Below are 22,483 nucleotides of genomic sequence, written 5' to 3' on the forward strand. Positions count from 1 at the left end.
CAAACCATGACCCCGCTTCTTGCCGCATTTCTACTTTTAAGCGCTCAGGAGACGCAGCAGCCACCGTTGCCCGTTCCTCCCAGTGTGCTTGCTGTCAATGTCCCGACGGACTACAAGCTCGACACCGACGATGTGGTGCAGATTGAGGTGGATCGGCATGGCTACCTCAACCGGGCAATGCGCGTCCCTATTGATGGCGCTTTGCGCCTGCCACGCCTTCTGACGCCTATTCCCGTTCGAGGCCTCACCTGCGCCCAGATTGCCACTAAGATCACGGATGCCTTGCAAAAAGAGGGCAAGCTGCGCCTGCGCGAAGGGCAGGTTCAGGTAGCCCTTGTCGGGACGCGCGTCCGCCGCATCTATGTTCGGGGAAATGCCACTTGGGGGCGCGATCTGGATCTGAGAAACGGCTGGCGGGTGACGGAGCTGATCACCATGCTGGGCGGAATTCCTCAGCCAGATCGCATCACGGTGCGCCTCATCAACCCCGTGCGCCCTGCACCGCTCCTGCTGGACATTGCGGCGATCTTGAAAACTCCCGATCATCCTCAAAATGTCGCGCTCCTCGAAGGCGACACGCTCACGATGGACCAGCCACTCCGAAAGCGGCTCTTCATCAAGGGCGAAGGCCCTCGTGGGCTCCATGAAATAGACGAGCGCTTCGGGCTACGTGCCGTGCTGACACAGTTTGGCTACAGTGTCGTGAATGCATCGGGTGACCTGCACCATGTTGTGCTAAAACGCAAGAGTATTGCGGGCGATGTGAACTCCCCGGAGACCATCACCAAGCTCGATCTCTACGCGCTGCTCACAGATGAGAGTGTCGCGGACGTGCCGCTGCAAGACCTAGACACCCTGGAGATTCCCGCCTCGCTGGAGTTTGTCTATGTCTGGGGAGAGCTGGGCGGCTCGCGCAAGTACCCGCTGCCCCAGGACCGTAAGACCTATCTCCAGGACATCATGGCAAACGCCAGTATCACCACGGGGCAGGCGCGTATCGGAGCCATTAAAGTCGCCCGCCTGGGAGCCGATGGCAAGTACACGCTTCTAGGTGAGTTCGACTGGGGCAAGTACCTCAAGGACTTCAAGCCGGAGCGCAACCCGGAGATCAAGCCGCAGGATCTGGTCTATGTGCCGTCGGTGCGTCACGCGGATCCCAATACGGTCATCAATCAAATTGTGGGGGGGGTGCAGGGACTCTTCTTCCTGCGCAGTATCTTCAAGCTTTGAGCGAGCCCTCCCCCCCCTCGATTCTTGTTCAGAGTGTTTCCAAGAGCTTCCAGCGCACTGCCGGACGCGGTGGCGACTTGCGTGAGCGTTTTGCGCGGCGTGTGCGCGGGGAAAAGCAGCCCAGCGGGGCGTTTCTCGCGCTGGACGATGTCTGTTTTACGGTCAAGCCCGGCCAGCCTGTCGGGATCATCGGACACAACGGCTCGGGGAAGTCTACCCTCCTCAAGCTCCTCACCGGGATTCTCAAGCCCACCAGTGGTAGCCTCGCGGTTCATGGGCGTATCGGGGCGCTGATCGAAGTGGGCGCGGGCTTCCATCCGGATCTCTCGGGCCGCGAGAATGTCTTTCTGGCGGGCTCGATTCTTGGGCTCACCCGCCAGCAAGTGCGCGAGCGCTACGACCAGATCGTGGACTTTGCCGGACTCGCGGACTTTATGGAGACCCCCGTGAAGCGCTACTCGTCGGGGATGTACATGCGCCTGGGCTTTGCCATTGTCGCGCACCTAGACCCGGAAGTGCTGCTCATTGATGAGGTGCTCGCCGTGGGCGATGCGTTTTTTCAGAACAAGTGCCTGCGCTTCTTAAAAGAGTTTGTGAAGAAAGGCGGCACGGTGGTCTTTGTCAGCCACGCACTGGGGCAAGTGGAGCTTCTCTGCGAGGACTGCCTGTGGCTGGATCATGGTAAAGCACGCTTCTTTGGCCCCACCGAAAAAGCAATTATGCTCTACCACGACGTGGTCAACGAGCGCGAGGACGCTGAGTTCGCACGCCTCTATCCCGTGGAGTGGGAGGCCCAACAAGCTGAGAAATGCCGCATCGCCGAGGAAGCGCGGCTTGAGGCGCAGCGTGTTCAGCGTGAAGCCTACGACGCGGAGCGAGTCGAGCAAGAGCGCCTTGCCGCCCAAGAGACCGAGCGCCGCGCCGGCGAGGCTCTCCTCCAGGAAGCAGAGGCCGCTCGCAGAGCTACCCCCACCCGTGCGCGACTGACCGGGGTCACCCTCCGCGACGCTCACGGGGTGGCCCGCACGGCCTTTCAAGTGGGGGAGCGTGTTGGTATCGAGATCAGCTACCTCTTTGGCCGCCCTCTTCCGGAGCCGGCTATCGGCTTCGACCTCTTTCGCGTACCCGACAACCTGCATGTCTTTACCACCAGCAACTTTGATCACTGTGTCTCCTATGCCAATGCCAGTGGAGCAGGCACCCTCCGGTTCACCATCCCCTCCCTCACTCTGCCCACGGGCACCTACCGGGTTCAGGTCAATGTCTACCCCGACACCACCCAGCCCGACTGGTCTGTGGCTCCCGAAGATGTCCTCCCGGATGCGGTACACTTTAGCGTGACCCACTCGTGTGTAACTCATGGAGTCGCTTTTCTTGCTGTGGAGTGGAATACATGATCCGTCCGCTCCTGGCCAAGCTCTCCAACCGTCTCCATCGCATAGACGAGATCGGGGATCGGCAGGCAGTGCTACTCACCGAGCTTGCGGCAGTTCGTGCGGAGCTCGCGGCGCTACGCGCAGAGCACGCGCAGAGCCAAGCCCAGCTCACGGCGAAACAGGAAGCCGATACTACAGCGCTGCGTGCGGCACTCTCAGCCCTCTCTCCCCAGCTGGAGCTACTGCTCCAGGCGGAGCTAGACAGCCGGGGCCATGTCCTGGCGGCGCTGGAGCCCCTGCGGCTCGCGCAGGGACGCATTGAGAGCCGCCAGACCCAGACGATTCCCCCCGAGAATTGGGATGCGATGGGCTTTGGTGTCACGTCGCAGTTTGGAGAGGATGGCTTTCTCCAGCACTTGATCCGACAGGTTCCTGGAGCTCCCCGTAGCTTTGTGGAGTTCGGGGTGGAGGACTACCGCCAAGCAAACACCCGCTTTCTGCTGGAAAAGGATCGCTGGCGAGGGCTTGTTCTGGATGGCAGTGAGGAGAATATTGCCGCCCTTTGTGGAGGAGATGCCGCCTACTGGATGCGGGACCTGACCGCTGTCGCCGCTTTTATCACCCGAGAAAATATCAATGCGCTACTAATGCAGCATGGCTTTACCGGTGAGCTGGGACTTCTCTCAATCGACATTGACGGCAACGATCTCTGGGTATGGCAAGCAATCGAGGCGGTCACCCCTCAGCTTGTCTCCGTGGAGTACAACTTCCGTTTCGGCCCGGATGCAGCCGTGGCCGTGCCTTATAGCCCGACCTTCGATAAAAATACGGCTCATCCAAGCCGCCTCTACTACGGCGCTTCGCTCCGTGCCCTTACCGGGCTTGCCGACGAGCGAGGCTACGAGCTGGTGGGCTGCTCGGATGGCGGCGTCAATGCCTTCTTTGTCCGCCGTGATGTCCGGCCGCCGACCCTACCGCGCCGTACCGTTGCGGAGGCATTTCGCGCCGGTCAGCACGCGGAGTGGCACGATCCAGAGCAGGGAAAGACCATCGCCCAGGTTCTCCGAAAGAGCTATGCGGAGCAGAATGCTCTGCTACTCAGCCTTCCTTTAGAACACTTTTCGCACTGGGAAGCCCCCCAACGATCACTATGAGCCCCACTGTCTTCGTCACCATTGCCGCAAAAACAGAGCTACCTTCTGTTCGTCTGCTCCATGCCTCTGTGCAACAACATCACCCCGGTACGGATTTCCTCGTCCTGCTCCTGGATGAGCCCGAGGGGGCTTTCGATCCCGCTACCGAACCCTTCCAAATCTGGCAGCTCTCGCAGCGGGCGAGCTGGCCACGCTGGCGTGTCTGCGCCTTTGTCTGTGAGCAAGAGGCACTTCGCCAGGCCGCCACTCCGGTCTTTCTCGATGAGCTGATCGCCTTTGGAGCGTGGGAGAAAATCGTCTATCTGGATGCCCGCTCGTACCTCTATGCGCCCATGACCGGGCTCCTCGAGGCGCTGGAGTGCAACCGATTTGTTTTGACCCCACGCCTGACACAGCCGCTGCACGGCTCCGCCCGACCGAACCACTTCGACTGGCTCCAGGCGGGCGCGGCGAGTACGCTACTGATCGGGCTGACGACCCATGTCGAGAACCGCTATGCTCTGCGGCAGTGGCGCGAGTGGACCTTCTCTTTTCACCACCTTGAGCACCCCGCGCACTTTGTGCCGCTCAAGCCCGACAGCCTAGTCTTCTTGTGGCCCCGCTCCAGTGCTGTCTTCTCCGCGCCGGGCTACGGCATCTCCTACTGGAACCTGCATGAGCAAACCCCGGAGCTGGTGCAGACGCTGGTTGTCTTTCACTTCCTGGGCTACGACCCTCATTTCCCCGACGAGATCGCCGTTGGCCAGGATCGAGCGCCCCTGGCTGAGTATCCCTTTGTCCGCCCTCTCCTAGACGACTACCGGGCGAAGCTGGAGCAGGCAGGGGGAGCGGCGGCGCGTACCTGGCGCTACGGCTGGTCGCACTTTTCCAATGGGGTGCGCGTTCCGCCGCTGGGCCGGGAGCTCTACCGGGAGAATGCCGCGATGGCTCGGCGCTGGGAGCGCCCTTTCCTGGTCAACGACGATGACTGTCTCTTTGTGCACCTGAAGGAGGAGGTCGGACCCTCGGGAGCTCTCTGCAAGGGAGGTATTCCCCGCCTGTGGTGGGAGGTGTGGCGACGAACCCCGGAGCTGGCCTCGCGCTTCCCCGAGCCCTTCGCCCAGGATCGCCGCGCCTTTGCCCAGTGGGCACAAGCCGGCAAACCGCTGGGTACTCTGGATCCTGCCGTCTACGATCCCGCCTTCCTTCCCTCGCCCCAGCCCCTGTCCGCCTCGGCTCTCCAGCGAGATCGTGCGCTTGGGCTACGCGGCTCCCTGCTGCGGCGCACCGCCCACCTAGCCCGTAAGACCGGGGGAAGCGTACTCCGCCTCGTGCTCAAAGGTCGTCCCGAGCTACTGGATCAGCTCTACTTCACCTACGTGGAGCGTACTACCCAGGCACAGGCACAGCAGAGTCTCGCCGCTCTCGCCGCCCCCCGGCCTTCGTCGGAGCCCCTTTCCCATGCCACCACCTTTGGGGTGAATGTCGCCGGGTACCTGACCGGCGAGTTCGGGCTCGCCGAGGCCGGGCGCAGTGTTGTGCGGGCGATCCAGAGCGCTGAGATTCCCTTTGTCCTGCGTAACTACATTCTTGCCAGCCACCGCTGGGGTGACCAGACCCTGACCACATTCTCCGACGAGGCGCCCTACCCGATCAACCTCCTGATGTTCAATGGCCCGGAGCTTCCTCTGATCCGGCAGGAGTTCGGGGATGCTTGGTTTCGGGGAAAGTACAACGTGGGGCTGTGGTACTGGGAGACTCAGAAAATCCCCGACGACTGGTTCCCCGCTCTGAAAGTGCTCGATGAGGTCTGGACAACCTCCGCCTTTGTCGCGGAGGCCGTGGCGAAGTCCACAGGCGCAAAGGTTTCCCGTATTCTTAACCCGATTCAGATCGACGAAACCCGGGTGGTTCCCGAACGTGCTCCGTTTGGCTTGCCTGAGGAAACATTTCTTTTTCTATTCTCCTTTGATTTTCACAGCTATGCCGAGCGCAAGTACCCGATGGCTGTGGTCGAGGCGTTCAAGCAGGCGTTTGGTGCCCGGAAGGATGTGGGCCTGGTTATCAAGTGCCTCAACAGCGCGACCTACCCCGAGAAGGCGCAGGCACTTCATGCCTCACTGGCGGGGATCAATGCCTTTTTTGTCGATCGTTATCTCGAACGCTACGAGATGTTCAGCCTGATTGCTGCCTGCAACAGCTATGTCTCCCTGCATCGCACCGAGGGACTGGGCCTAGGAATGGCGGAGGCGATGTATCTGGGCAAACCCGTGATCGGAACGGGCTACTCGGGGAATATGGACTTTATGAATGAGGATAATAGCCTCCTGATCCGCTACAAGCTTATCGAGATCGCGCAGGACTACGGTGTCTACAAAAAAGGTAACCTCTGGGCCGATCCTGACACTGGTCATGCCACGGAAGTGATGCAGAAACTGGTGGAGGACCCCGCACTTGCGGCGCGAATCGGGGCGCAAGCACGCCAGGACATTCATACCAACTTCAGCCCACAGGCTGCAGGTCGGCGCATCGAGGAGCGCTTGCGGGAGATTCTGCGAGAGCGCGCCTGATATGCTCGCCGTGATTGTGCTGAACTGGAACGGCGGCGACGACACCCGGCGCTGTTTGGAAAGCCTCACCCCCTCCACGCTGCCGCACCGCGTCTATCTGGTGGACAATGGCTCCACCGACGGCTCGCTCGAAACGCTCACCGCCGATGTGATCCTCCGCAACGGGCGTAATCTCGGCTTCGCGGGCGGCTGCAACACCGGAGCATGGCAAGCCATCAAAGACGGCGCAACAGAGCTTTTCTTCCTTAACAACGACGCTACCCTCGCGCTCGACACACTGGAAAAGCTCCGCGCCGCCCTTGTCAATGAGAATGTGGTCGCGGTCTCGCCACGCATTGCATCCCTCCCTCCTGCCCCCTCCCTTCGCCTGAAACCCTCCTCTGTCGGGGCGAAGGGAGGGGGAGTAGGCGTTGGGTTCCCCCCTCTCCTCCCGACGCAGGAGGAAAAAGAGGGAGAGGGGGTGGCGAGGAACGAGCCGGGGGAGTGCCCTGCGGAAGAGCACTTCTGGTTCGAGCGCGGCGCACTCAGCCTTCAGGAGTTTGTTATTGCCCGCCACGTAGAAGCAATAAATAATACCCCCACGGATTTCTGCTCAGGCTGCGCTCTGCTCGTCCGTGCCACTGATTTTAAGCGCGTGGGCGGCTTCGATGAGGCGCTCTTCGCCTACTACGAGGACATTGATCTGTGCCTGAAGCTGGCAAGTAAAGGCACGTGCCAAGTGATCCCCACAGCGCTCGCGTGGCACAAGGGCAGCGCCTCAACCGGCGGCAGCGAGTCGCCGCGCTCGCTGTTCTACACCTTCCGCAACTCCCGCACGGTCGCCCTGCGCCACGGCTCACCCGAGCGGCAAACCGCCTACAAACGCACCTGGCTTCGGCAAGGACTCTGGCTCGCCTCGTTTGTGGGCGGACGCTCCAAAGATGCAGGCGCTGCGGCACTTCTTGGAATGCTCTGCGCCCGCGTTCGACCATCGGGCGAGATGCCCCGCTTCCCCCTCTGGTTCCTCTGGCCGCTAGCGATTCTCAATCAGAAGCTCCCTCGGCGCGAACGAATGACGCTCTAATCACTGTGTTATAATCTACCCAGGAGCAATGCAATGGCACTTCCCGCACTTCAAGAACGTGAGGCAACTCTGGAGGATCTCTACCAGTACACCGAAAAAGCAGAGCTACTGCACGGGCGTGTGGTGCCTCTGATGCCCACGGGACGCGCTCCCAGCTACGCCGCTTTCGAGATTGCCGTCTCCTTGCGTCAGCATATCCGTAGCGCCGGGCTTCCTGGTGTTGCTGTCACAGATAACGCGGGTTTTGTCGTCAATCTCCCGTACCGTCGCTCGTTCTCCACGGATGCCGCCTACTACGAAGGCCCCAACTCGGGGATGAAGTTCTATGAGGGCGCTCCACGCTTTGCCGTCGAGGTACGCTCCGAAAACGACTACGGCGTGGTCGCCGAGCACGAGCTAGAACAAAAGCGTCACGACTACTTCGCCGCTGGCTGTGAAATCGTCTGGGATGTGGACCTACTGGGCGAGGAAGTCATCGTCCGCAAGTACACCGCCGCCACCGGAGCCGCCGTACCCTCCGCAACCTTCACCCGTGGCGAGCACGCCGAAGCCGAACCCGCCGTCCCTGGCTGGATATTGCCCGTAGACGACCTCTTCGAGTCTTAAACCTTACTCTGGTATCGAGTCTTGGGCGAATCGCTCGCCACAACCTATGCAAAGCCAGTGTTGGCCGTCGGTGTAGCCTGAGCCTTGTGCGAGTTCTGCACTCTCCCCAATACTCCAGGTGCAGATGATGCAGTGATCGTGTGTCCAAGCTCGCTCTACCAGCGTTTGCTCTTTGGGATCGAAGGTCTGCCCTGTATAAAGTTCATGACGAGTTCCATCACGTGAGATCAAAGCCGCTTTCTGCTCATAGCGAGTTTGCTTCCAGGAACGGTTTTGTAGCCAAGGGAGGCGCTGTTGCAACATCCGCGGAGTGAGAGACATTCCCCAGAGTTCTATCTCTTCAGAGGCCATATTGTTCTAGATTACCTCTAAGTAGTCGCGGTCTGGCAGAACCGGGAACGGGGCGTGGGGTTCGGCTTGGTACCAGAAGGCAACGGAGGCGATGTCGTCTTGGAGTGGTAGGTAGCGGCCTTTGCTGCGCCAGCCGAGGGCTTGCATGGTGATTCGTAGGTCTTGCTCAAAGCGCACAGGGTCCATGATGTGCCAGCGATACAGCCCGAAGCGCTGCTGGCATTTATACGAACCATCGCCGCGAATGACTTGCGGCAGACCGGCATAGGCAGTCGAGAACTCGGTGTACTGGCCGTTTCTGTCGAAGTTGTACGAGCCGCAGAAGTAGTCCTCCGTGCCCGTACCGCAGATTGTGGGGAACTCGCCATCGCCGTCTAGGAAGAACTTGATCTCGCCCTCGCCCCACCAGCTATTATTGTTCACGCCCCAGGCCATGTAGCACCCCACAAACTGCCCGTGGCCGCTCACGCCGTCCAGAATCGTGTAGACATCTTTGTACGGGAGCGGGTTGGTGCGGCGAAACTGCGCGTGGAAATACGCCGCGTCGTCGGGGATTTCAGTGAGCGTGTAGTTGACCTGGTAGTAGAGCACCATCTCGTCGTAGCCGATGTTCTCCAGCGTGATGCGGCATTTCTTGCGAAAGGGCATCTCCCAGTAGCAGTTAAACGCACTCCCGGGATTCACGCAGATGGGAAGCGAGTTCACCGGAGCGTACTGGCACCAGCCATTGGCAAAAAAGTCCCCCACCGGACACTCCACCGACGGCGTCTCTTCGTCGTCCCAGTAGAAGCGCAAAATAGAATAGCGCCAGTTGCCCGTCGGGGTCATCCAGATCTGCTGGATCGCGCCGGGGCCGTCTATCTCCGCAAGGGTAAACGTGCTCCCAGCGGCGATCTTGACATACGGGCTGAGCTTCCAGCCGACTCCCAGATCGCGGGCGCACTCTTTGGCGGGGCCATCGGTGCTCATCCCGCCCTTGCCCTTTTCCCCGGTGAAGTTCTCCGGGGAGATCGAGCGCGTCTTTGCCATCGAGAGCCGGGAAAGGTTCCCGAGGTTCATACCGAGTCCGTTAAACATAGAACTCGGTTCGCCAGCAAGCCGCCTATTTCCTGCGTCGTTTTGTGAGCGCGACACCGCCGATAGCCAGAAACGCCAGGGTTCCTGGCTCAGGAGCGGAGGAAGAATTCCCTAAAACCGCTATAGTTACCTCCTAACTCCTTTACACGAGCCGCTGCTTGAGCCACTTTGATGAGAACACGTTTGAGGTTATGATTACCTTGACGAGTGCGATGGGAAAGGACTTTGCCACCACTCTGATCCACCACACGGATCGCTGCGACTGGAATCTGTTTCATCTGGGCCTCAGTTGGATAGAATACTGCCTCAACAAAGGCCTACCTCTAAGAACATTTTCTGAGTACACGAAAGGAGCTGGAAAAAGTGTCGGGTAGTGAGTTTGTGGTTAGATTATTGCTCCAATGAGGAGCGGATCATCGTTGGCAGGCGAGCCGACACGCTTGCTCACAAAAAAAGCGTCCATCTGGTCGGTGGGAAAAGGGGAAAACAGTGACTGGAGATCGAGGGGTTTGTAGCGCCCGACCTCCAGCCACATCGCTTCGTCGTCTTTGTTTTGCAAAATCACCGGCATGCGCTCGTGAATCGGGGCAACCAGCGCATTGGCCTGCGTGGTGAGCACCGTGCAGGTTCGCAAAGACGAGCCATCGGGGGCGTGCCACTCTTCGTAGAGCCCTGCGAAGGCAAACAGCTCTCCGTCTCGGACGCGAAAGTGTGTGGGCTGCTTGGTTTTCCGATCCCACTCATAAAAGCCATCCGCGGGGATTAAACAGCGCCGCCGCGAGAGTGCGTGTTTGAACGAGGGCTTCTCTTGCACCGTCTCACTGCGGGCGTTGATGAGCTTACTGGCGATTGCTGTATCTTTGGCCCAGAACGGCACGAGCCCCCACCGAAGCGGCTCCAGCAAGCGCTCCGCACTTGGCCCCTGCGCCGCAATGGCTGCCACCGGCTGGGTCGGAGCGATGTTGTAGCGGGCCTGCGGCTCAAAGAGGCTGCCCTGCACGTCGAAGCGCGCCACAATCTCTGCCGCGTCGTGATGCATCGTGAATCGTCCACACATAAGTTTGTTATACCCGTTGATCGGGGCGATAATAGGGACAAAAAATAAAAATAAAAATATTTTGTTTTACCCTTTAGCAAACGGGGGAGAACGGGCTATAATGTGTGCGATGGGCTCGTGCGTGAACGACGGCACCCCTAAAAGACGGCCCATCAGAATGCTCAGGAGGAACGATCAAAATGGTAAGCAATAATTGGCTCTTAAATAACGGTAAGCCGATGGACGCACCCATGGCGTTTCTCTGTAGTGAGACCTCCCTACTCCATCTACTCTCCGCAGCGCGAGAACGCGGCTTGATTTTGGGAACAAGAAGTACCCAAATCACCCAAGTCTCACCAGGGTATCAACCCCTAACGCGCCTGTAGAGCGAAGCGCAGGAGGGGAGAGGCTGCAGAGAAAGCAGCCAGGCCCCCATCCTACACCGCAATTTCGCTCATTCGTCACTTTATCGCAGCGATAGCCCCAACTTTTGTGTTGGTCTGCCTCAGGCTTTATGCCGGGCAGAGTGGCTGGTTTTATGCTGCCCGCTCCTGCTAGAGCTGTGTCTCTACGTAGGTCCGACGGAGAGAATCCCGTGAAAACTGCAATTATAGACAAGGGAATACTGCACAACAGAGGTACGCAGCACCAAGACACGCTGACGCTTCAGCGTGCCAAACAGGGTGACACCCGGGCGCAAGAGCGTCTTCGCAAGTCGCTCACTCCCCGCCTGGAATCTCTGGCGGGCTACTACGCTTCCCGAACGGGAATGGATGCCAATGACTTACTGCAAGAGGCTTGGGTCGCGGTCTACGAGGTGCTTCCGACGGTTGACATGACCATTGGAACTCCTTCGCAGTACTTGCTCAAGCACGCACGCTGGCAGATTCTTGACCACATCCGCTGGAACAAGAAGCGCTCTCACGATGCGCTTGATGAACTGATGGTGGAGACGGAGGAGCTGACGCAAAGCAGCTTCGCAACTCGGGCGAACCTGCCCGGTGCCGAAGACGTCGAGACCCGGCTGATGCTGGAGATCCTGGAGGCACGCCTCAGCACGCGTCAGCGAGCGATCCTATGGGGGTTGCTGGATGGGCACACCTGGCGGCAGATCGGCGACACGCTGGGCTGCACATCGGCCAACGTCGCCTACCACGTCCGTGGAATCCGACAGGCCTACGCCGATGTCACCCAGAGTGCGTGCGCTGTGGACTAGTGGGTCTGCGAGACAGAGGAGAGGGAGCAGACACAGTGGGCGGGGAGCTTTCGGGCTCCTCGCCCGCTGTATTTTCGACTTCGGTACTAAGAGGGATGGCGCGGCGCGTGGCCCAGGCACGGGGGACGATCACTCCATGCAGCTCGGCAATGGCGGCTTCGATGAGGCTACGGAAGGTGACATAGCAGTGTGCACAGCCAAGAAGCCCCTCCGCGCAGAGCGCATCAAACGTAAGCCCACACCGACGGCAAGCCGTTCCCTGCCAGATGTCTTTGCGGATTGCGATACAGAAATTGTACCACGGTATTGAAAAAGTTAGCGGCGACCTGCGGCTTTACGGGCACTCTTGTAGCGGCTCTCACGGTCGTTGCGTGCGCCGAGCCCAACACTGGGGCCATCACCTGCCATTGCCCGCAGGAGCTGCTTCAAGTCAAGCGGCTTGCCACATCCGGAGCAGAAAAACTGATTGCGCATAATGGCGGAGGGGGGCAACATACAAGTAAAACTACAATTAGGGCAGGTCACGGTGAGCTCGCGGCGTCCGCCGCCCATTACAGGGGATTTCATTTTTCAACTCCTTACCAGCACACTCTCAGTGCCTTTGCGAAATTTTTCACAAACCACCGCTCTCGCATAAAAAAAACGGTCAGGAAACAACCTGCCGTTTATGGTTTTGTGACAAACTAACTCTTTGCACTCTTAGGTACACATTGCACTCTTAGGTACACAACAAATTCAGTATACCATAGGCTCCTTAGATACGATAGAATCGAGTTCGGCATGCCTTGGCCTACCCAGCTCGATTATCAAGAAGCGCTTGCCTTCCCACACCACTGCTTTACTGATATGGAGCTGGCAACCGCCCTAGTCGCCTCACCAGGGCTCTTTGGGCTACCTCAGCCTATCACAGGTAACTTTGCCAACGTCTACCCTCTGAAAAATGACACCAGTACATGGGCAGTGCGCCTCTTTCTGCGCGAGGATGCCGTGCGGAGCGAGCGCTATGCTCGTCTTGCGGTGCACTCCCCTTGGCCACGCTGCCTTTTGCCCTTCACCTACCAGCCCACGGGCATTACCCTAACCACAGGCAGCTTCCCTCTGCTGAAGGTGCCCTGGCAAGCAGGCGAGCTGCTCAATGCCTGGGTGGAGAAAAACCTCAACCAGAGTGCCGCATTGCAGGCCATGGCGGATCTGTGGGCTGCGCTTATCGGAGAGCTTGGCAGAGCCCAGCTTGCCCATGGCGACTTGCAGCACGGCAATATTGTTGTGACTCCGGGGGGAGAGCTCCGCTTGCTAGACTACGACGGCCTGTGGGCACCATCGCTGGCAGCACTCCCCCCCGGCGAGTGGGGGCATCCCTCGTACCAACACCCCCAGCGTGTGTATGTGAGCACTATGGATCGGTTTCCGGCGCTAGCGATCTATGTTGCGCTCCGTGCCCTCGCCCTTGCACCCGAGCTGTGGTACCGGCTCGATAACGGCGATAACCTGCTCTTCCGTCGCGAGGACTTCGCTGACCCGAGTGGCTCACGCACGTTTGCACTGTTGCGCGACGTGCGTGGTCTCCGTCTGTTGGTCGCGGCGCTTCAGGATGCCTGCTCTGTCCCACCCGAGCGCGTCCCACTATTAAGCCGTTACACCGCGTAGCAGCTCGAGCCAGCCTGGTCACGGATGTAGAGGTGGTTCTCCACTCTCGCAGTTAATACAGACGATGCGGCGCGCGCGGGCGTCCAGAAGGGCTTTCCAGAGTTGTTAGACGTCCGGTAACGTTTGCTAGCTACAGCCCCTCCACCCTCAAGCTCGCTCTTTTTCGACTCGCCAGCGCCAAGCGCCCCGAGACACGGCAGAAGCGCCTTGATGAAATTATCGCACTTGCAGCCCAGGGAAAGAAGTCAGTTCCGTGACCTAACTGGCGTCCCCCGCCCGGCGGGGGTTAGGGGGTCGGCCAGCTCTGGCGCATGGTGTCGGTGGTTTCCGGGTCGGTAGTCAGGGCGTTTGAGAAAGACTCTTGTGTAGCCTGTGGGGCGGAGTCATTGCGGTGGCTGGCACGGGCGGCGAGCTGTGGGGGCTGGCGCAGATAACGGGCGATCTCTTCCACGCTATGGTCTAATTTTTCGGCGAGCTGGTGGATCAGCGCCTGAGGAATCGTCTCAAAGGAGACTAACCGTCGGTGCAGCTTCCAGAACAGCCCGAGGGGGAGCTTCAGCGCAGCCGCGAGGCTCTCGGCGGTGTGGCCTCTTGCCTCCGCGACAGACTTCAGGCTGATAAATGTAGTGCCGTAGGCTGCGCGTTTTTCGCGTAGCACGGAGAGGCCAAGAGACTGGACACGGGAGGAATCAGAGGCGGGAGCCGCAAACGTGCGATCCGCTGCCAGGTAGGCGAACTCACGGGCCTGCGCTGGGTAGCGCATCGCCCAGTCCCCCACCTGTGCAGTGGCGTCGCTAGCAAACTCCGTTAAAATTGCATCCGCTCGTTCTTCGTTCATTTTTCGTTCCACTCCCGCAGTTTCTGTTCGGCGCGGCGCAGATAGTTGCGCACCGTACGTCCCGTCACTCCCAAAATCTTCGCCACGCTCTGGCGCTCTGGGTCATCACTCTCTTCTGGTAACCCCTCAATGTACTTCAAGTAAACGGCCAGCCGCTCATGTTCCGCCAGAACCGTCAGTGCCTCACTATACTCCGCAAGCGCCTCCGGGCCAGGATGTCTCTCGGCGAGTCGCATCAACGACGATTCCCCGCCCTCCGATGTCTCAGGCTCTGCACTCTCACTGAGCTGGACATCTAAACTAGCCTGCCGCTTCTCCACTAAGTTCCAGAGCCGTCGGTCCAGGCAAACCCAGAAACGTACTTCCCAGAACTCTCCCGATGGCTCTCGTGAGAACAGTGCATCAAAAAGAAGCGCGAACAAGTCCCGCGTCACATCGTCTGCATCCGCTTCCGGGAGCCGCCACTTGGCAAGCTGCCGGGCGATATGTCCACTCACCCGCTCCGTTAATAGCTCCGCAAGCTGCCACGCCGTTTCATCATCGCCTCTCGTCGTGCACTCTCGCAAGGCATAGACCAGGGTCTCTTCCCGAAGCCGGTCAGGAGCGCCTGCCGGGTGCCGCGCCAGAAGCACTTCTTTTCGTGTACGCTGCCCGAGGCCGCAAAGCCTATGGATTTCCTCCTCGGCGTGTCGCTCACGGTGGTAGAGGTTTCCGTCGTCCTTTCGGGTACGGGTGAGAGGTCGGTAGACCCAGCGATCTGTTTTTTGTACATCAATCATGAGGCATACTGCTTGGGGAGTGGAAAACCCGGAAAAGGTATTTTTACGAGTTTTGTTCCAGGTATGATGAAAACACCAACTTCATTATAGCCTGTGGAACTAACTCTGCCGATAATAGAGTTAGGCCGCTGACTCTGTCACAAAGACACACGGCATGAAGTTTGAAGCATTAGCTTGCGGAATGTATCAGAAAGTGTTGAAAGGCATTCCTAGAAGTAGGGGTACTGCGATGAGGAGATGGACGTTGAGCATGACACGAAAAGAGTTACTCTCTCTGCTGGGAGTGAGCGCAATGACACTGGCCCTGCCGGGCTGTGGAGGGGGCGGCGGGATCGTTATTCCTCCGGCGGCGGACCTGCTAGAGGGAGGCCGCGTGGTTGGGCAGACGGGGTGGACGGTGCAGAAGAGTGTGGGGGTACAGCCCAAGAAAAAATGGACTGTGCTGGTCTACATCAACGGAGCAAATGACCTGGAGACCTACGGGGTTCTGAACATGAACCAGCTGGAGAAAATTGGCTCGACAGCGGATGTCAATATTGTGACACAGTTCAAGCGGATCGGGGGGCGCTTCGATAACTCCAACGGCGACTGGAGCGACACCCGCCGCTTCTATGTCCGCCGTGATAGCGAGGATTCTCTAATCAACTCCCAGGTACTGTCCCAGAAAAATAATCTGGACATGGGCGATCCTAGCACCCTTCAGGAGTTTATTAACTGGGGCGTGGAGACATTCCCGGCGGAGCGCTACAACCTCGTGATCTGGAACCACGGTGCCGGCTGGCGCTCGGTGAAGACGCGTGCACAGCGGCCCCCCGTCACCCGTGGCGTTTCCTACGACGATACCACAAACAATCATATTGACACGATTGCACTGCCGGGGGCAATTGTTCATCCCGAGGGGAAGAAATGGGACTTGCTGAGCGTGGACTGCTCGTTGATGCAGATGATCGAGGTGCTCTACGAGTGGCGCAACACTGCCAATTATATCGTCGGCTCCGAAGAATCCCCCCCCGGTGAGGGATATGCCTACGACTTGACCATTGGCAAGCTGGCAGGTAATCCTCTGATGGATGGTCGGGAGCTAGGGATACACTACGCGGATGACACGGCAACGCGCTTTGCCAACCAGTACGGCATCACGCAGTCCGTGGTCGAGACGGCAAAAGTCGCGCCGATTGTCAGTGCAATGAACGACCTGGGCGCGACTCTGCTGGATCTTAAAGTGAGCGCTGCAACCGAGATCAGCCTGGCACGGGAAGATGCACAGTCTTACGAGTACCTGGAGAATAAAGACCTGCTGCACTTCCTGGATCGGCTGGAGGTTCGGGTTAACGATGCGGAGCTCAAGCGTAAGACGGCGGTACTGCGCACTGCGATGAAGGCGGCGATTGTCCGCAACGTCACGACGAAGCACTTCACGCCAAGCTCCCAGGGAATCGCCGCCTTCTTGCCCACCCCAAGCCGCTATAAAACGATTGACATTGAGCAGGCCAATGGATTCGGGCAGCGCTACACCAAGCTGAAGCTTGCACAAGATGCCGCAAGCTGGCAGGCGTTTCTCGCTGACGGTCCCCGGTAAGACCCTCGTTTCGATAAAGGAAATCTTCCTGCACACACCGAATGGTGTGTGCAGGAGGATTTTTTCTATGCCATTTCGTCTGGCGCTGGTGGGGTGTGGGGGACAAGCGGGGGGGGATGTGCCTAATATCGCCTCGCACAAAGAGGTGAAGATTGTCGCGGTCTGTGACCCGGATAAGGGAGCACAGGCACGCTTTGGGGAGCGCTACGGTGTTCCTGAGTCGGCGCGGTTTGCAGATTATACGAAGTTGCTCAGTACCGTGGAGTGCGATGCGGTCTTCTGCGCCACACCAGATCACATGCACGCCGCCGTAGGGCTGAAGGCACTCTCACTGGGCCGCCATGCCTACGTCCAGAAACCCCTCGCCCGTGGTGTGGGGGAGTGCCGCGCCCTACGTCAAGCTGCAGAGAAACATCCAAAGTCCGCCACTCAGATGGGTATCCAAATCCACGGTGAGGGCTCCTATCGTACCGCCATGGCTTGGCTCCAAGCAGGGGTGCTGGGAAATATTCAGGAGATCCACTCGTTCTGTGGTAAGGGCTGGGGCGGTGTCCCTGCCCCGCGCATGGCCGAGCCTCCTCCCGCGAATCTCGACTGGGATCTCTACTGTGGCGTCAGCCGGAAAGTAGGCTTTATCCCGGAGACTTTTCACCCAGGCAACTGGCGGCGCTGGCAGAACTTTGGCACGGGAACTCTGGGGGACATGGCCTGCCATATCCTCGATCCGGTACTCGCGGGCACGCGCCTGACGACCCCTCTCTCGGTGGTGAGCCACCTAGAGGCTCCGCCCAATGTGCTGAACTACCCCTACAATGCCCATATCACCTGGCAGCTCGCAGGGACGCGCAACACAGCGCGCACCGTGGCACTGCACTGGTACCACGGCGACACGCGCCCCGCCAAGAGCCTCCTGCCCGAGCTGTTTGAGGAACTCAATACCGGCTCGGTCGTGGTTGGGGAGCACGGAAAAATGGTGGTGCCGCACTGGGCGACGCCCTCCGTGTGGGACAACAGCGGCAAGCGGGTGGAGAAGCTCCCGCCCAAAGTGGAGTCGGTGAGCCACTACCACGAGTGGGTGGATGTCGCGCTGGGCCGTATCCCCGGCCACGGCTCCACGCCCGGCAAGTGCAGCACCCACTTTGGCTACTCCGGCCCGCTCACGGAGATTGTCCTGATGGGCAATATCGCCTCCTGGCAGCCCAAGAAGGTGCTCAACTTCAACGCCGACGCCTGCCAGTTCCATGGCGAGGGTGCAAGCGATGCCAACTTCCGCATCCTCCCTCTCTACGGTCGAGACTGGAACCCGATGGCCTAAGCGCCGCTGCAAACGATGTGACTGCGCCATGCCCCTTCCACTTGCCGGAGGGGGCACTTGTGGCTTCACTGTACGTGTTTCTCATCCTTGGTTGCCAAGAGCTGAGACTGTTGTGTCTGTCTTGGCTACGGGGATTGCTGTAGGGCTGATAGAGCTTTTTCATTTTGGCTTCCTTTCTTCTCTAGTGATCAAGAGTGGCAGTGACAAAAAGTACGCCATTAGTGAGCGCGATCCGTGTTTCCTTGCCTGGCTTAACAATTTTCTCGATGGGTTTATCTTGGTTGAACTGAATTTGTAGAGCAATGGCTTTGTGATCGTCGTGGACGTGTGGAGTGATTGCAAAGCGCATCCCTTCAGTCTCACTCTTGATCTCAATTACGCCTTGGGAGTCGGTGTTGGTGCTAATAACCGGAGCTGCCTTAATTTTTCCATCCTGCACAAGGCGCATCTTGATAGTTACCTGAATCGTCTCTTTGTCCAGCTTTTTAAGGAGCGCCTTGAGCGCCTCAAGCGCCTCAGGTGTTCCCTGAGCGAGTAGGGAGTTTGTCCGCTCTTCGGCGATCAACCGGGTAATTCCTTTGGGTTGTAGCCGCGCCTCCGGGCCTCCTTCCTGGAGTTTCGTCAATAAATCAGCGGCTGCCTGGTAGCGCAAAGGAAGAACAAAGAACTTCTGATCGGCTGTGTCCTGAGCCTGTACACGGGGACTTGCTGCCCGTGCCACGGACGCTTCAGGCTGAGAGAGAGGACGTAGGGGCATCAGAACTCCCAGAACAACGGCTGCTAAAACCAGCGGAGGAAGGTTGTGGCGCAGAGTCGAGCGCGTAGGCCCCAAGAGCAGAGAGCAGATTCGTCGCTCCAGTGGCAGGCTGTCCGTCATTGAGGGAACAGAGTAGAGGTTATAGAACTTTTTCATGGGGTTACACCTTTCGGGGCTTTCCAGCCCTCAAACCGAATCGTTGTCCAGGGGCGGGTTTCGTAGCGGTAGGCGACGATTTTATCTTTGGCGATGGGCCAGAGCTTGGCCTCGTAGTAGATAATTTTATGTTCTGGGTATTTGACCGAGGCAGTGGAGCGGATGACGTACTCCTTGCCTGACCTATCTAGGGCAACGAGGCGCGAGTCGGTGTCACGGAGCGAGTCCTCGGAGATCCAGGTTTTTTTAGCAAACTCTGCCATGCTTCTCTCCGAAACTTTATCCGCCCAGATCGCGCCTTTGCCTTCCCAGCGCAGGTGAACCGCGTCGCCTGCAAGATGCTTCCCCTGTGCATCGAAGCGTGCGGCGACTTGCCATTTGCCACAGCCGATCCCAATGGTAACAGGTGCATTGATCGGATTAAAGGCCACATGGCGACGCGCCGTTTTGGGATCGTCGCTGTCTAAATACGACACCAGGTGGCGTGAGCGCACGCTTGCATCGGAGCCTGCGGGGAGCTGAATTTCAATCAGCGATTGCAGGTCGGGGAGACCACCAAAACGCTCGTTTTTTGCGTACGGCGACGCGGAGGGATTTCCCGCCGTGTTCCAAAACTGTGACTGGTAGGCTTTATCGACACTCCGAAAGCCTAGCATCCGCACCCGAATTCCCTCCGGTAAAACCAGAGTTTCCTGAGCCTTGACAACAAGCCCCGTGGTGTTCAGTGGTCTTACCGCAAGGATCGGGATTGTGATTCCCAGCGCCATAACTGCCAGAAGCGCGGCAAGGCGCGGATTCAGGCGGCGCGTTTTGGAGAGCAGGGAGCGCAGGCGTGTTTCTAAGCCACTTGCTTTCACGGCTCCGGGGACGCTGTAGAGAGAGAGTTTCATACGGTAGTCTCCAGTTTCAGGGATTTAGCGGTTTCTAATAAGTGCTCGGCGTAGGTGCTGGGGCTCACACCCGCAGCGACCACGGCTTCGTCACAGGCGGCTTCGGCAGCGGTGCGGAAGCGGGAGATCGCGAGCCAGACCAGCGGGTGGAACCACCAGGCGGCTTGCAAGCTCAGTGCAAGGGGAAGCGTGATGTGGTCGAGGCGGCGCAGGTGCGCGGCTTCGTGGAGCAGGATCACGTGGCGGCGCTCCGTGTCCCAGTCATGAGCCGAGTCGGGTAGGAGCACACCCGTACGGCCCCCCGCAGCCAGCGGTGTCGGGACGGCGGGGCTCAGGTGAACCGGAAAGTCGCAGGGGAAGTGTACTGAGCTGGCAAGTGTGGCGCGGCGGGCGAGGTTGAAGAGCTGGGCACGGTCGAGGAGTAAGCGTCCCAGCAAGCCCCCCACCCCGATAAAGTAGCCCACGGTGAGCAAGCTCTCCCACGGAAAGGACTCCGATTCCCGTGGCGCGGGTACTTGAGGGGTCACCGAGGTCGTCGTAGCGATAACAGCCTCACCCCTTCCTTGCGGCAGGGAGGGGGCCGGGGGATGGGTTCGTACCGTGACCGAGAGTAGCGGCGGGGCGAGTAGTGTCAGAGGCAAGAGCACCAGCGCAAGAAGCGCGGTGCACCAGACGCCGTGTTTGAGCCTTCCCGAAGCCCGTCGGAGCACCACAGCTTCCAGCAGCAGCGCCAGTGCCAGCAAGACCGTGGCCTTGAGCACTAGCTCCAGCACGGGGTTCACAGGGCTCATGGAGCTTTCTCGCTCTCTTTGGCCTCAGCAATCAGCGCCGAGAGCCGCGCTAGGTCATCGTCGCTGAGGCTGCGCTCTTTGGATTGTAGGAGGGTCGCCACCGTGCGCTCAATCGAGCCGCCAAAAAACGTCTTGACCACACGCTCTAAGGCTCCCTCCGCAACGGCTTGGGCGGGAGCGAGGGGCAAATAAACATAGCGCCCGTCTTCCTCTTTGTGGGTGAGGTGTCCTTTTTTCTCCAGAATTCCCAGCAAGGAGCGGACGGTGTTGTAGCCCGGTGGGTCGGGGAGCGCCTCTTGAATCTCCGCAACACTCCCCTGGCTGCGTGCCCAGATCACATCCATAATCTGCCGCTCGCGCCTACTTAGCTTCTCCGTTAACTGCATGCGGAAATTTTCGCACACTAAATCGCCGATGTCAAGAGTTTGATGCGAATTTTTTCGCAGTGGGTGTTTTTAGAAGACGCGTTTTCCGCCGCACCAGTCGGCGAAGATGAGCTCGGGGCTGGTAAGAATGCGCTTGAGATTGCTCGGGGCATCCATGCTCCCAATGCAGACGGCGTGCTCCTCTTTGCGATCCACCATGCGATTAAAGCAGGTCACGAACTGACGACTATCGGGTGAGACACAAAAACCGCTGTAGCCGTACTCCCCCCAGGGCTCGGCGCGTCCGGTGGCGACCTCAACTTTGAGCGCCGTGTGCCACTTGCCCTCGCGATTGCCGCCCGCAAGCTGCGTCGCGAGCACAAAGGCTGTGGTTCCCGGAAGCGCGATGAGGTTTAACGCCCCGCCACTGATGCCTGTCTCATCCCAGAATTTTTCGGCGGCAGGGCTAAGAATCAGCTTACGCAGAGGCCCGCCTGGAGCACGAAAGCCTGTGACTAAGTCTCTGTTCGACTCGATCTCCAGCTTGAGAATGGGGCTGCCGGTCTCGGGCGCACTGGCAGGTGTGCGCTTGGAGCCATCGGGCGCGCAGCGCATCCAGGTGAGAACACTCTCCCCCGTTGTGGTACTGGTCTTGCCCGTGTCCAGAGCATAGAGAATACTCGTGGCATCACCGCTCCAGCGCGGCTGGCGACAGGGCAGCTTTTCGTGTGTGAGGCGCAGGCGCGCCGAGCCATCGGGGTTCATGCGCCAGAGCTGTGGGATTTTCTCACCGCTGAGCGCTCCGGCAACCACAAGGAGCTTATCCTTAGGCAACATAGGGCAATACTAGTTCTTTCTGCCGCTCCAGGCTCTCCCAGACAGCGCCGGGAGCGCCGTAGACCAGCGTGTAGGGGCCAGAAAAATTCACCGTGCGGGTGATCTCTAAACACCGGAGAAAGTCATCGTCGTTGTCCCACTTGGCGTGGCAACCCTCTGCGTACTGCGCAATCTGGGCGAGATTTTCATATTTCTCAGGGCCGCCCCAGTTCCCAAAATCAAAGGTCATCCCCACGGAGCCGCCGGTCCGCTCTATAAGAGTGTGGATCGCTGAGGGGGTTGAGAGTGTTGGAAACCAGTTCTCGATCATCACGTGCACCCCGCGCACATAGGCTTCCATTGTCAGAATCCGAAGCTGCGCAATAGACTTCGCAAGGGACGTGTCGGTGAGAGGCTGCTTGCCCCCGATAATGCGCACGCACTTTGCGCCGAGCTGCGAGGCTTTATCCAGCCAGCCAATAATCCAGTCCCGGTCTCTATCGCCAAACTCAGGGTGGTTGATATCGCCGTCATCAATGAGCAGGCTCCAGAGCGCCACCCCGGCCTCCTCCCGCGCCGCCGCCCACTCCTCCAAGTAGCAGTCGCTTGTGTCGAGAAGATGAAAGTGACAGAGCTCCATGGTTCTGATGCCACGCTTTGCCAATTCACGCGGGACATGCAGCAAATTCAGTGTGCTCCCCTCGCGCGGCGGCATCAGACGCGCATCAGGATCACCGGGTCGCCCCGGGGCGACCGTGCCGATAAGCTCATGGAGCGCCCAGGTGGAAACCGAGAGACGTCTAGGCGTGTTGATCATGCGCTGATTATAGCGTATTTTTCCTCACTCGTTTTAATACCTGTTTTTCATTAATATGCATTTTCAGGACAATTA

General features: G+C 59.1%; 25 protein-coding genes and 1 pseudogene. 12 read left to right on the forward strand and 14 right to left on the reverse strand.

Annotated elements, in window-relative coordinates:
* Nucleotides 1-6: 6 nt before the first annotated feature.
* From ACH2ED_RS09460 to ACH2ED_RS09485, 6 genes are read left to right on the forward strand one after another with little or no spacing between them, the layout of a single operon-like run.
* A complete protein-coding gene (locus tag ACH2ED_RS09460) occupies nt 7-1,230 on the forward strand; it encodes a polysaccharide biosynthesis/export family protein (protein WP_395090514.1) in 1,224 nt (407 codons plus the stop codon).
* On the forward strand, nt 1,227-2,627 hold the full coding sequence (locus tag ACH2ED_RS09465; RefSeq protein WP_395090515.1) for an ATP-binding cassette domain-containing protein: 1,401 nt from the start codon (nt 1,227-1,229) through the stop codon (nt 2,625-2,627). Before ACH2ED_RS09460 ends, ACH2ED_RS09465 begins: the two co-directional genes overlap by 4 nt.
* Nucleotides 2,624-3,760: a hypothetical protein gene (locus tag ACH2ED_RS09470; protein ID WP_395090516.1), complete on the forward strand. Its 1,137-nt coding sequence runs from the start codon at nt 2,624-2,626 to the stop codon at nt 3,758-3,760. The genes ACH2ED_RS09465 and ACH2ED_RS09470 overlap by 4 nt, the downstream gene beginning before the upstream one ends.
* Nucleotides 3,757-6,309 (forward strand): glycosyltransferase family 4 protein, encoded by a 2,553-nt coding sequence (locus ACH2ED_RS09475; RefSeq protein ID WP_395090517.1) that lies wholly within the window; start codon nt 3,757-3,759, stop codon nt 6,307-6,309. Before ACH2ED_RS09470 ends, ACH2ED_RS09475 begins: the two co-directional genes overlap by 4 nt.
* Before the next feature lies 1 nt (nt 6,310).
* Nucleotides 6,311-7,372 (forward strand): glycosyltransferase, encoded by a 1,062-nt coding sequence (locus ACH2ED_RS09480; protein WP_395090518.1) that lies wholly within the window; start codon nt 6,311-6,313, stop codon nt 7,370-7,372.
* A gap of 33 nt (nt 7,373-7,405) precedes the next feature.
* Nucleotides 7,406-7,978 (forward strand): Uma2 family endonuclease, encoded by a 573-nt coding sequence (locus ACH2ED_RS09485; protein ID WP_395090519.1) that lies wholly within the window; start codon nt 7,406-7,408, stop codon nt 7,976-7,978.
* Between the two features lie 3 nt (nt 7,979-7,981).
* On the opposite strand, the gene ACH2ED_RS09490 is transcribed toward ACH2ED_RS09485, so the two are convergent.
* From ACH2ED_RS09490 to ACH2ED_RS09505, 4 genes are read right to left on the reverse strand one after another with little or no spacing between them, the layout of a single operon-like run.
* On the reverse strand, nt 7,982-8,299 hold the full coding sequence (locus ACH2ED_RS09490; RefSeq protein ID WP_395090520.1) for a hypothetical protein: 318 nt from the start codon (nt 8,297-8,299) through the stop codon (nt 7,982-7,984).
* A gap of 36 nt (nt 8,300-8,335) precedes the next feature.
* On the reverse strand, nt 8,336-9,406 hold the full coding sequence (locus tag ACH2ED_RS09495) for a glycoside hydrolase family 172 protein (RefSeq protein WP_395090521.1): 1,071 nt from the start codon (nt 9,404-9,406) through the stop codon (nt 8,336-8,338).
* 25 nt (nt 9,407-9,431) lie between these two features.
* Nucleotides 9,432-9,530 (reverse strand): PEP-CTERM sorting domain-containing protein, encoded by a 99-nt coding sequence (locus ACH2ED_RS09500; RefSeq protein ID WP_395090540.1) that lies wholly within the window; start codon nt 9,528-9,530, stop codon nt 9,432-9,434.
* On the reverse strand, nt 9,496-9,684 hold the full coding sequence (locus tag ACH2ED_RS09505; protein ID WP_395090522.1) for a transposase: 189 nt from the start codon (nt 9,682-9,684) through the stop codon (nt 9,496-9,498). Before ACH2ED_RS09505 ends, ACH2ED_RS09500 begins: the two co-directional genes overlap by 35 nt.
* Here ACH2ED_RS09505 and ACH2ED_RS09510 point away from each other — a divergent pair.
* Nucleotides 9,598-9,780 (forward strand): hypothetical protein, encoded by a 183-nt coding sequence (locus ACH2ED_RS09510; RefSeq protein WP_395090541.1) that lies wholly within the window; start codon nt 9,598-9,600, stop codon nt 9,778-9,780. The two genes, ACH2ED_RS09505 and ACH2ED_RS09510, sit on opposite strands and share 87 nt — an antisense overlap.
* Nucleotides 9,781-9,791: 11 nt before the next feature.
* Here the strand turns inward: ACH2ED_RS09510 and ACH2ED_RS09515 are convergent, their stop codons facing one another.
* On the reverse strand, nt 9,792-10,463 hold the full coding sequence (locus ACH2ED_RS09515) for an SOS response-associated peptidase (RefSeq protein WP_395090523.1): 672 nt from the start codon (nt 10,461-10,463) through the stop codon (nt 9,792-9,794).
* Nucleotides 10,464-11,037: 574 nt separating this feature from the next.
* On the opposite strand from ACH2ED_RS09515, the gene ACH2ED_RS09520 reads away from it, so the two are divergent.
* Nucleotides 11,038-11,658, forward strand: a complete 621-nt coding sequence (locus tag ACH2ED_RS09520) for an RNA polymerase sigma factor (protein ID WP_395090524.1) — start codon at nt 11,038-11,040, stop codon at nt 11,656-11,658.
* Between the two features lie 315 nt (nt 11,659-11,973).
* On the opposite strand, the gene ACH2ED_RS09525 is transcribed toward ACH2ED_RS09520, so the two are convergent.
* The gene (locus ACH2ED_RS09525; protein WP_309689567.1) at nt 11,974-12,225 is read right to left on the reverse strand and encodes a hypothetical protein; all 252 of its coding nucleotides are present in this window, start codon (nt 12,223-12,225) and stop codon (nt 11,974-11,976) included.
* A gap of 213 nt (nt 12,226-12,438) precedes the next feature.
* Here ACH2ED_RS09525 and ACH2ED_RS09530 point away from each other — a divergent pair, with 213 nt between their 5' ends.
* Complete coding sequence (locus ACH2ED_RS09530; RefSeq protein ID WP_395090525.1) at nt 12,439-13,305, forward strand: phosphotransferase family protein; 867 nt, start codon at nt 12,439-12,441, stop codon at nt 13,303-13,305.
* 131 nt (nt 13,306-13,436) lie between these two features.
* Nucleotides 13,437-13,562, forward strand: a pseudogene (locus ACH2ED_RS09535) (YdeI/OmpD-associated family protein); the annotation flags it as partial.
* Between the two features lie 29 nt (nt 13,563-13,591).
* On the opposite strand, the gene ACH2ED_RS09540 reads toward ACH2ED_RS09535, so the two are convergent.
* Nucleotides 13,592-14,143: a hypothetical protein gene (locus ACH2ED_RS09540; RefSeq protein ID WP_395090526.1), complete on the reverse strand. Its 552-nt coding sequence runs from the start codon at nt 14,141-14,143 to the stop codon at nt 13,592-13,594.
* Nucleotides 14,140-14,922: a sigma-70 family RNA polymerase sigma factor gene (locus tag ACH2ED_RS09545; protein ID WP_395090527.1), complete on the reverse strand. Its 783-nt coding sequence runs from the start codon at nt 14,920-14,922 to the stop codon at nt 14,140-14,142. Before ACH2ED_RS09545 ends, ACH2ED_RS09540 begins: the two co-directional genes overlap by 4 nt.
* A gap of 250 nt (nt 14,923-15,172) precedes the next feature.
* Between ACH2ED_RS09545 and ACH2ED_RS09550 the strand changes: the two genes are divergently transcribed.
* A complete protein-coding gene (locus ACH2ED_RS09550; RefSeq protein ID WP_395090528.1) occupies nt 15,173-16,501 on the forward strand; it encodes a clostripain-related cysteine peptidase in 1,329 nt (442 codons plus the stop codon).
* Between the two features lie 67 nt (nt 16,502-16,568).
* A complete protein-coding gene (locus ACH2ED_RS09555) occupies nt 16,569-17,816 on the forward strand; it encodes a Gfo/Idh/MocA family protein (protein ID WP_395090529.1) in 1,248 nt (415 codons plus the stop codon).
* Between the two features lie 181 nt (nt 17,817-17,997).
* Here ACH2ED_RS09555 and ACH2ED_RS09560 read toward each other — a convergent pair whose 3' ends face one another.
* The 6 genes from ACH2ED_RS09560 to ACH2ED_RS09585 form a co-directional block, all read right to left on the reverse strand.
* Entirely contained in the window at nt 17,998-18,729 is a 732-nt protein-coding gene (locus ACH2ED_RS09560; RefSeq protein ID WP_395090530.1) for a secretin N-terminal domain-containing protein, read from the reverse strand.
* Nucleotides 18,726-19,619, reverse strand: coding sequence for a hypothetical protein (locus ACH2ED_RS09565; RefSeq protein WP_395090531.1), 894 nt, complete (start codon nt 19,617-19,619; stop codon nt 18,726-18,728). Before ACH2ED_RS09565 ends, ACH2ED_RS09560 begins: the two co-directional genes overlap by 4 nt.
* Nucleotides 19,616-20,410 (reverse strand): M56 family metallopeptidase, encoded by a 795-nt coding sequence (locus ACH2ED_RS09570; protein ID WP_395090532.1) that lies wholly within the window; start codon nt 20,408-20,410, stop codon nt 19,616-19,618. The genes ACH2ED_RS09565 and ACH2ED_RS09570 overlap by 4 nt, the downstream gene beginning before the upstream one ends.
* Nucleotides 20,407-20,796, reverse strand: a complete 390-nt coding sequence (locus ACH2ED_RS09575) for a BlaI/MecI/CopY family transcriptional regulator (protein ID WP_395090533.1) — start codon at nt 20,794-20,796, stop codon at nt 20,407-20,409. The genes ACH2ED_RS09570 and ACH2ED_RS09575 overlap by 4 nt, the downstream gene beginning before the upstream one ends.
* 69 nt (nt 20,797-20,865) lie before the next feature.
* Nucleotides 20,866-21,612, reverse strand: coding sequence for a TolB family protein (locus tag ACH2ED_RS09580; protein WP_395090534.1), 747 nt, complete (start codon nt 21,610-21,612; stop codon nt 20,866-20,868).
* Nucleotides 21,602-22,408, reverse strand: a complete 807-nt coding sequence (locus ACH2ED_RS09585; RefSeq protein WP_395090535.1) for a sugar phosphate isomerase/epimerase family protein — start codon at nt 22,406-22,408, stop codon at nt 21,602-21,604. Before ACH2ED_RS09585 ends, ACH2ED_RS09580 begins: the two co-directional genes overlap by 11 nt.
* Nucleotides 22,409-22,483 lie beyond the last annotated feature (75 nt).

This window comes from Armatimonas sp., from assembly GCF_043757465.1.
GTDB lineage: Bacteria > Armatimonadota > Armatimonadia > Armatimonadales > Armatimonadaceae > Armatimonas.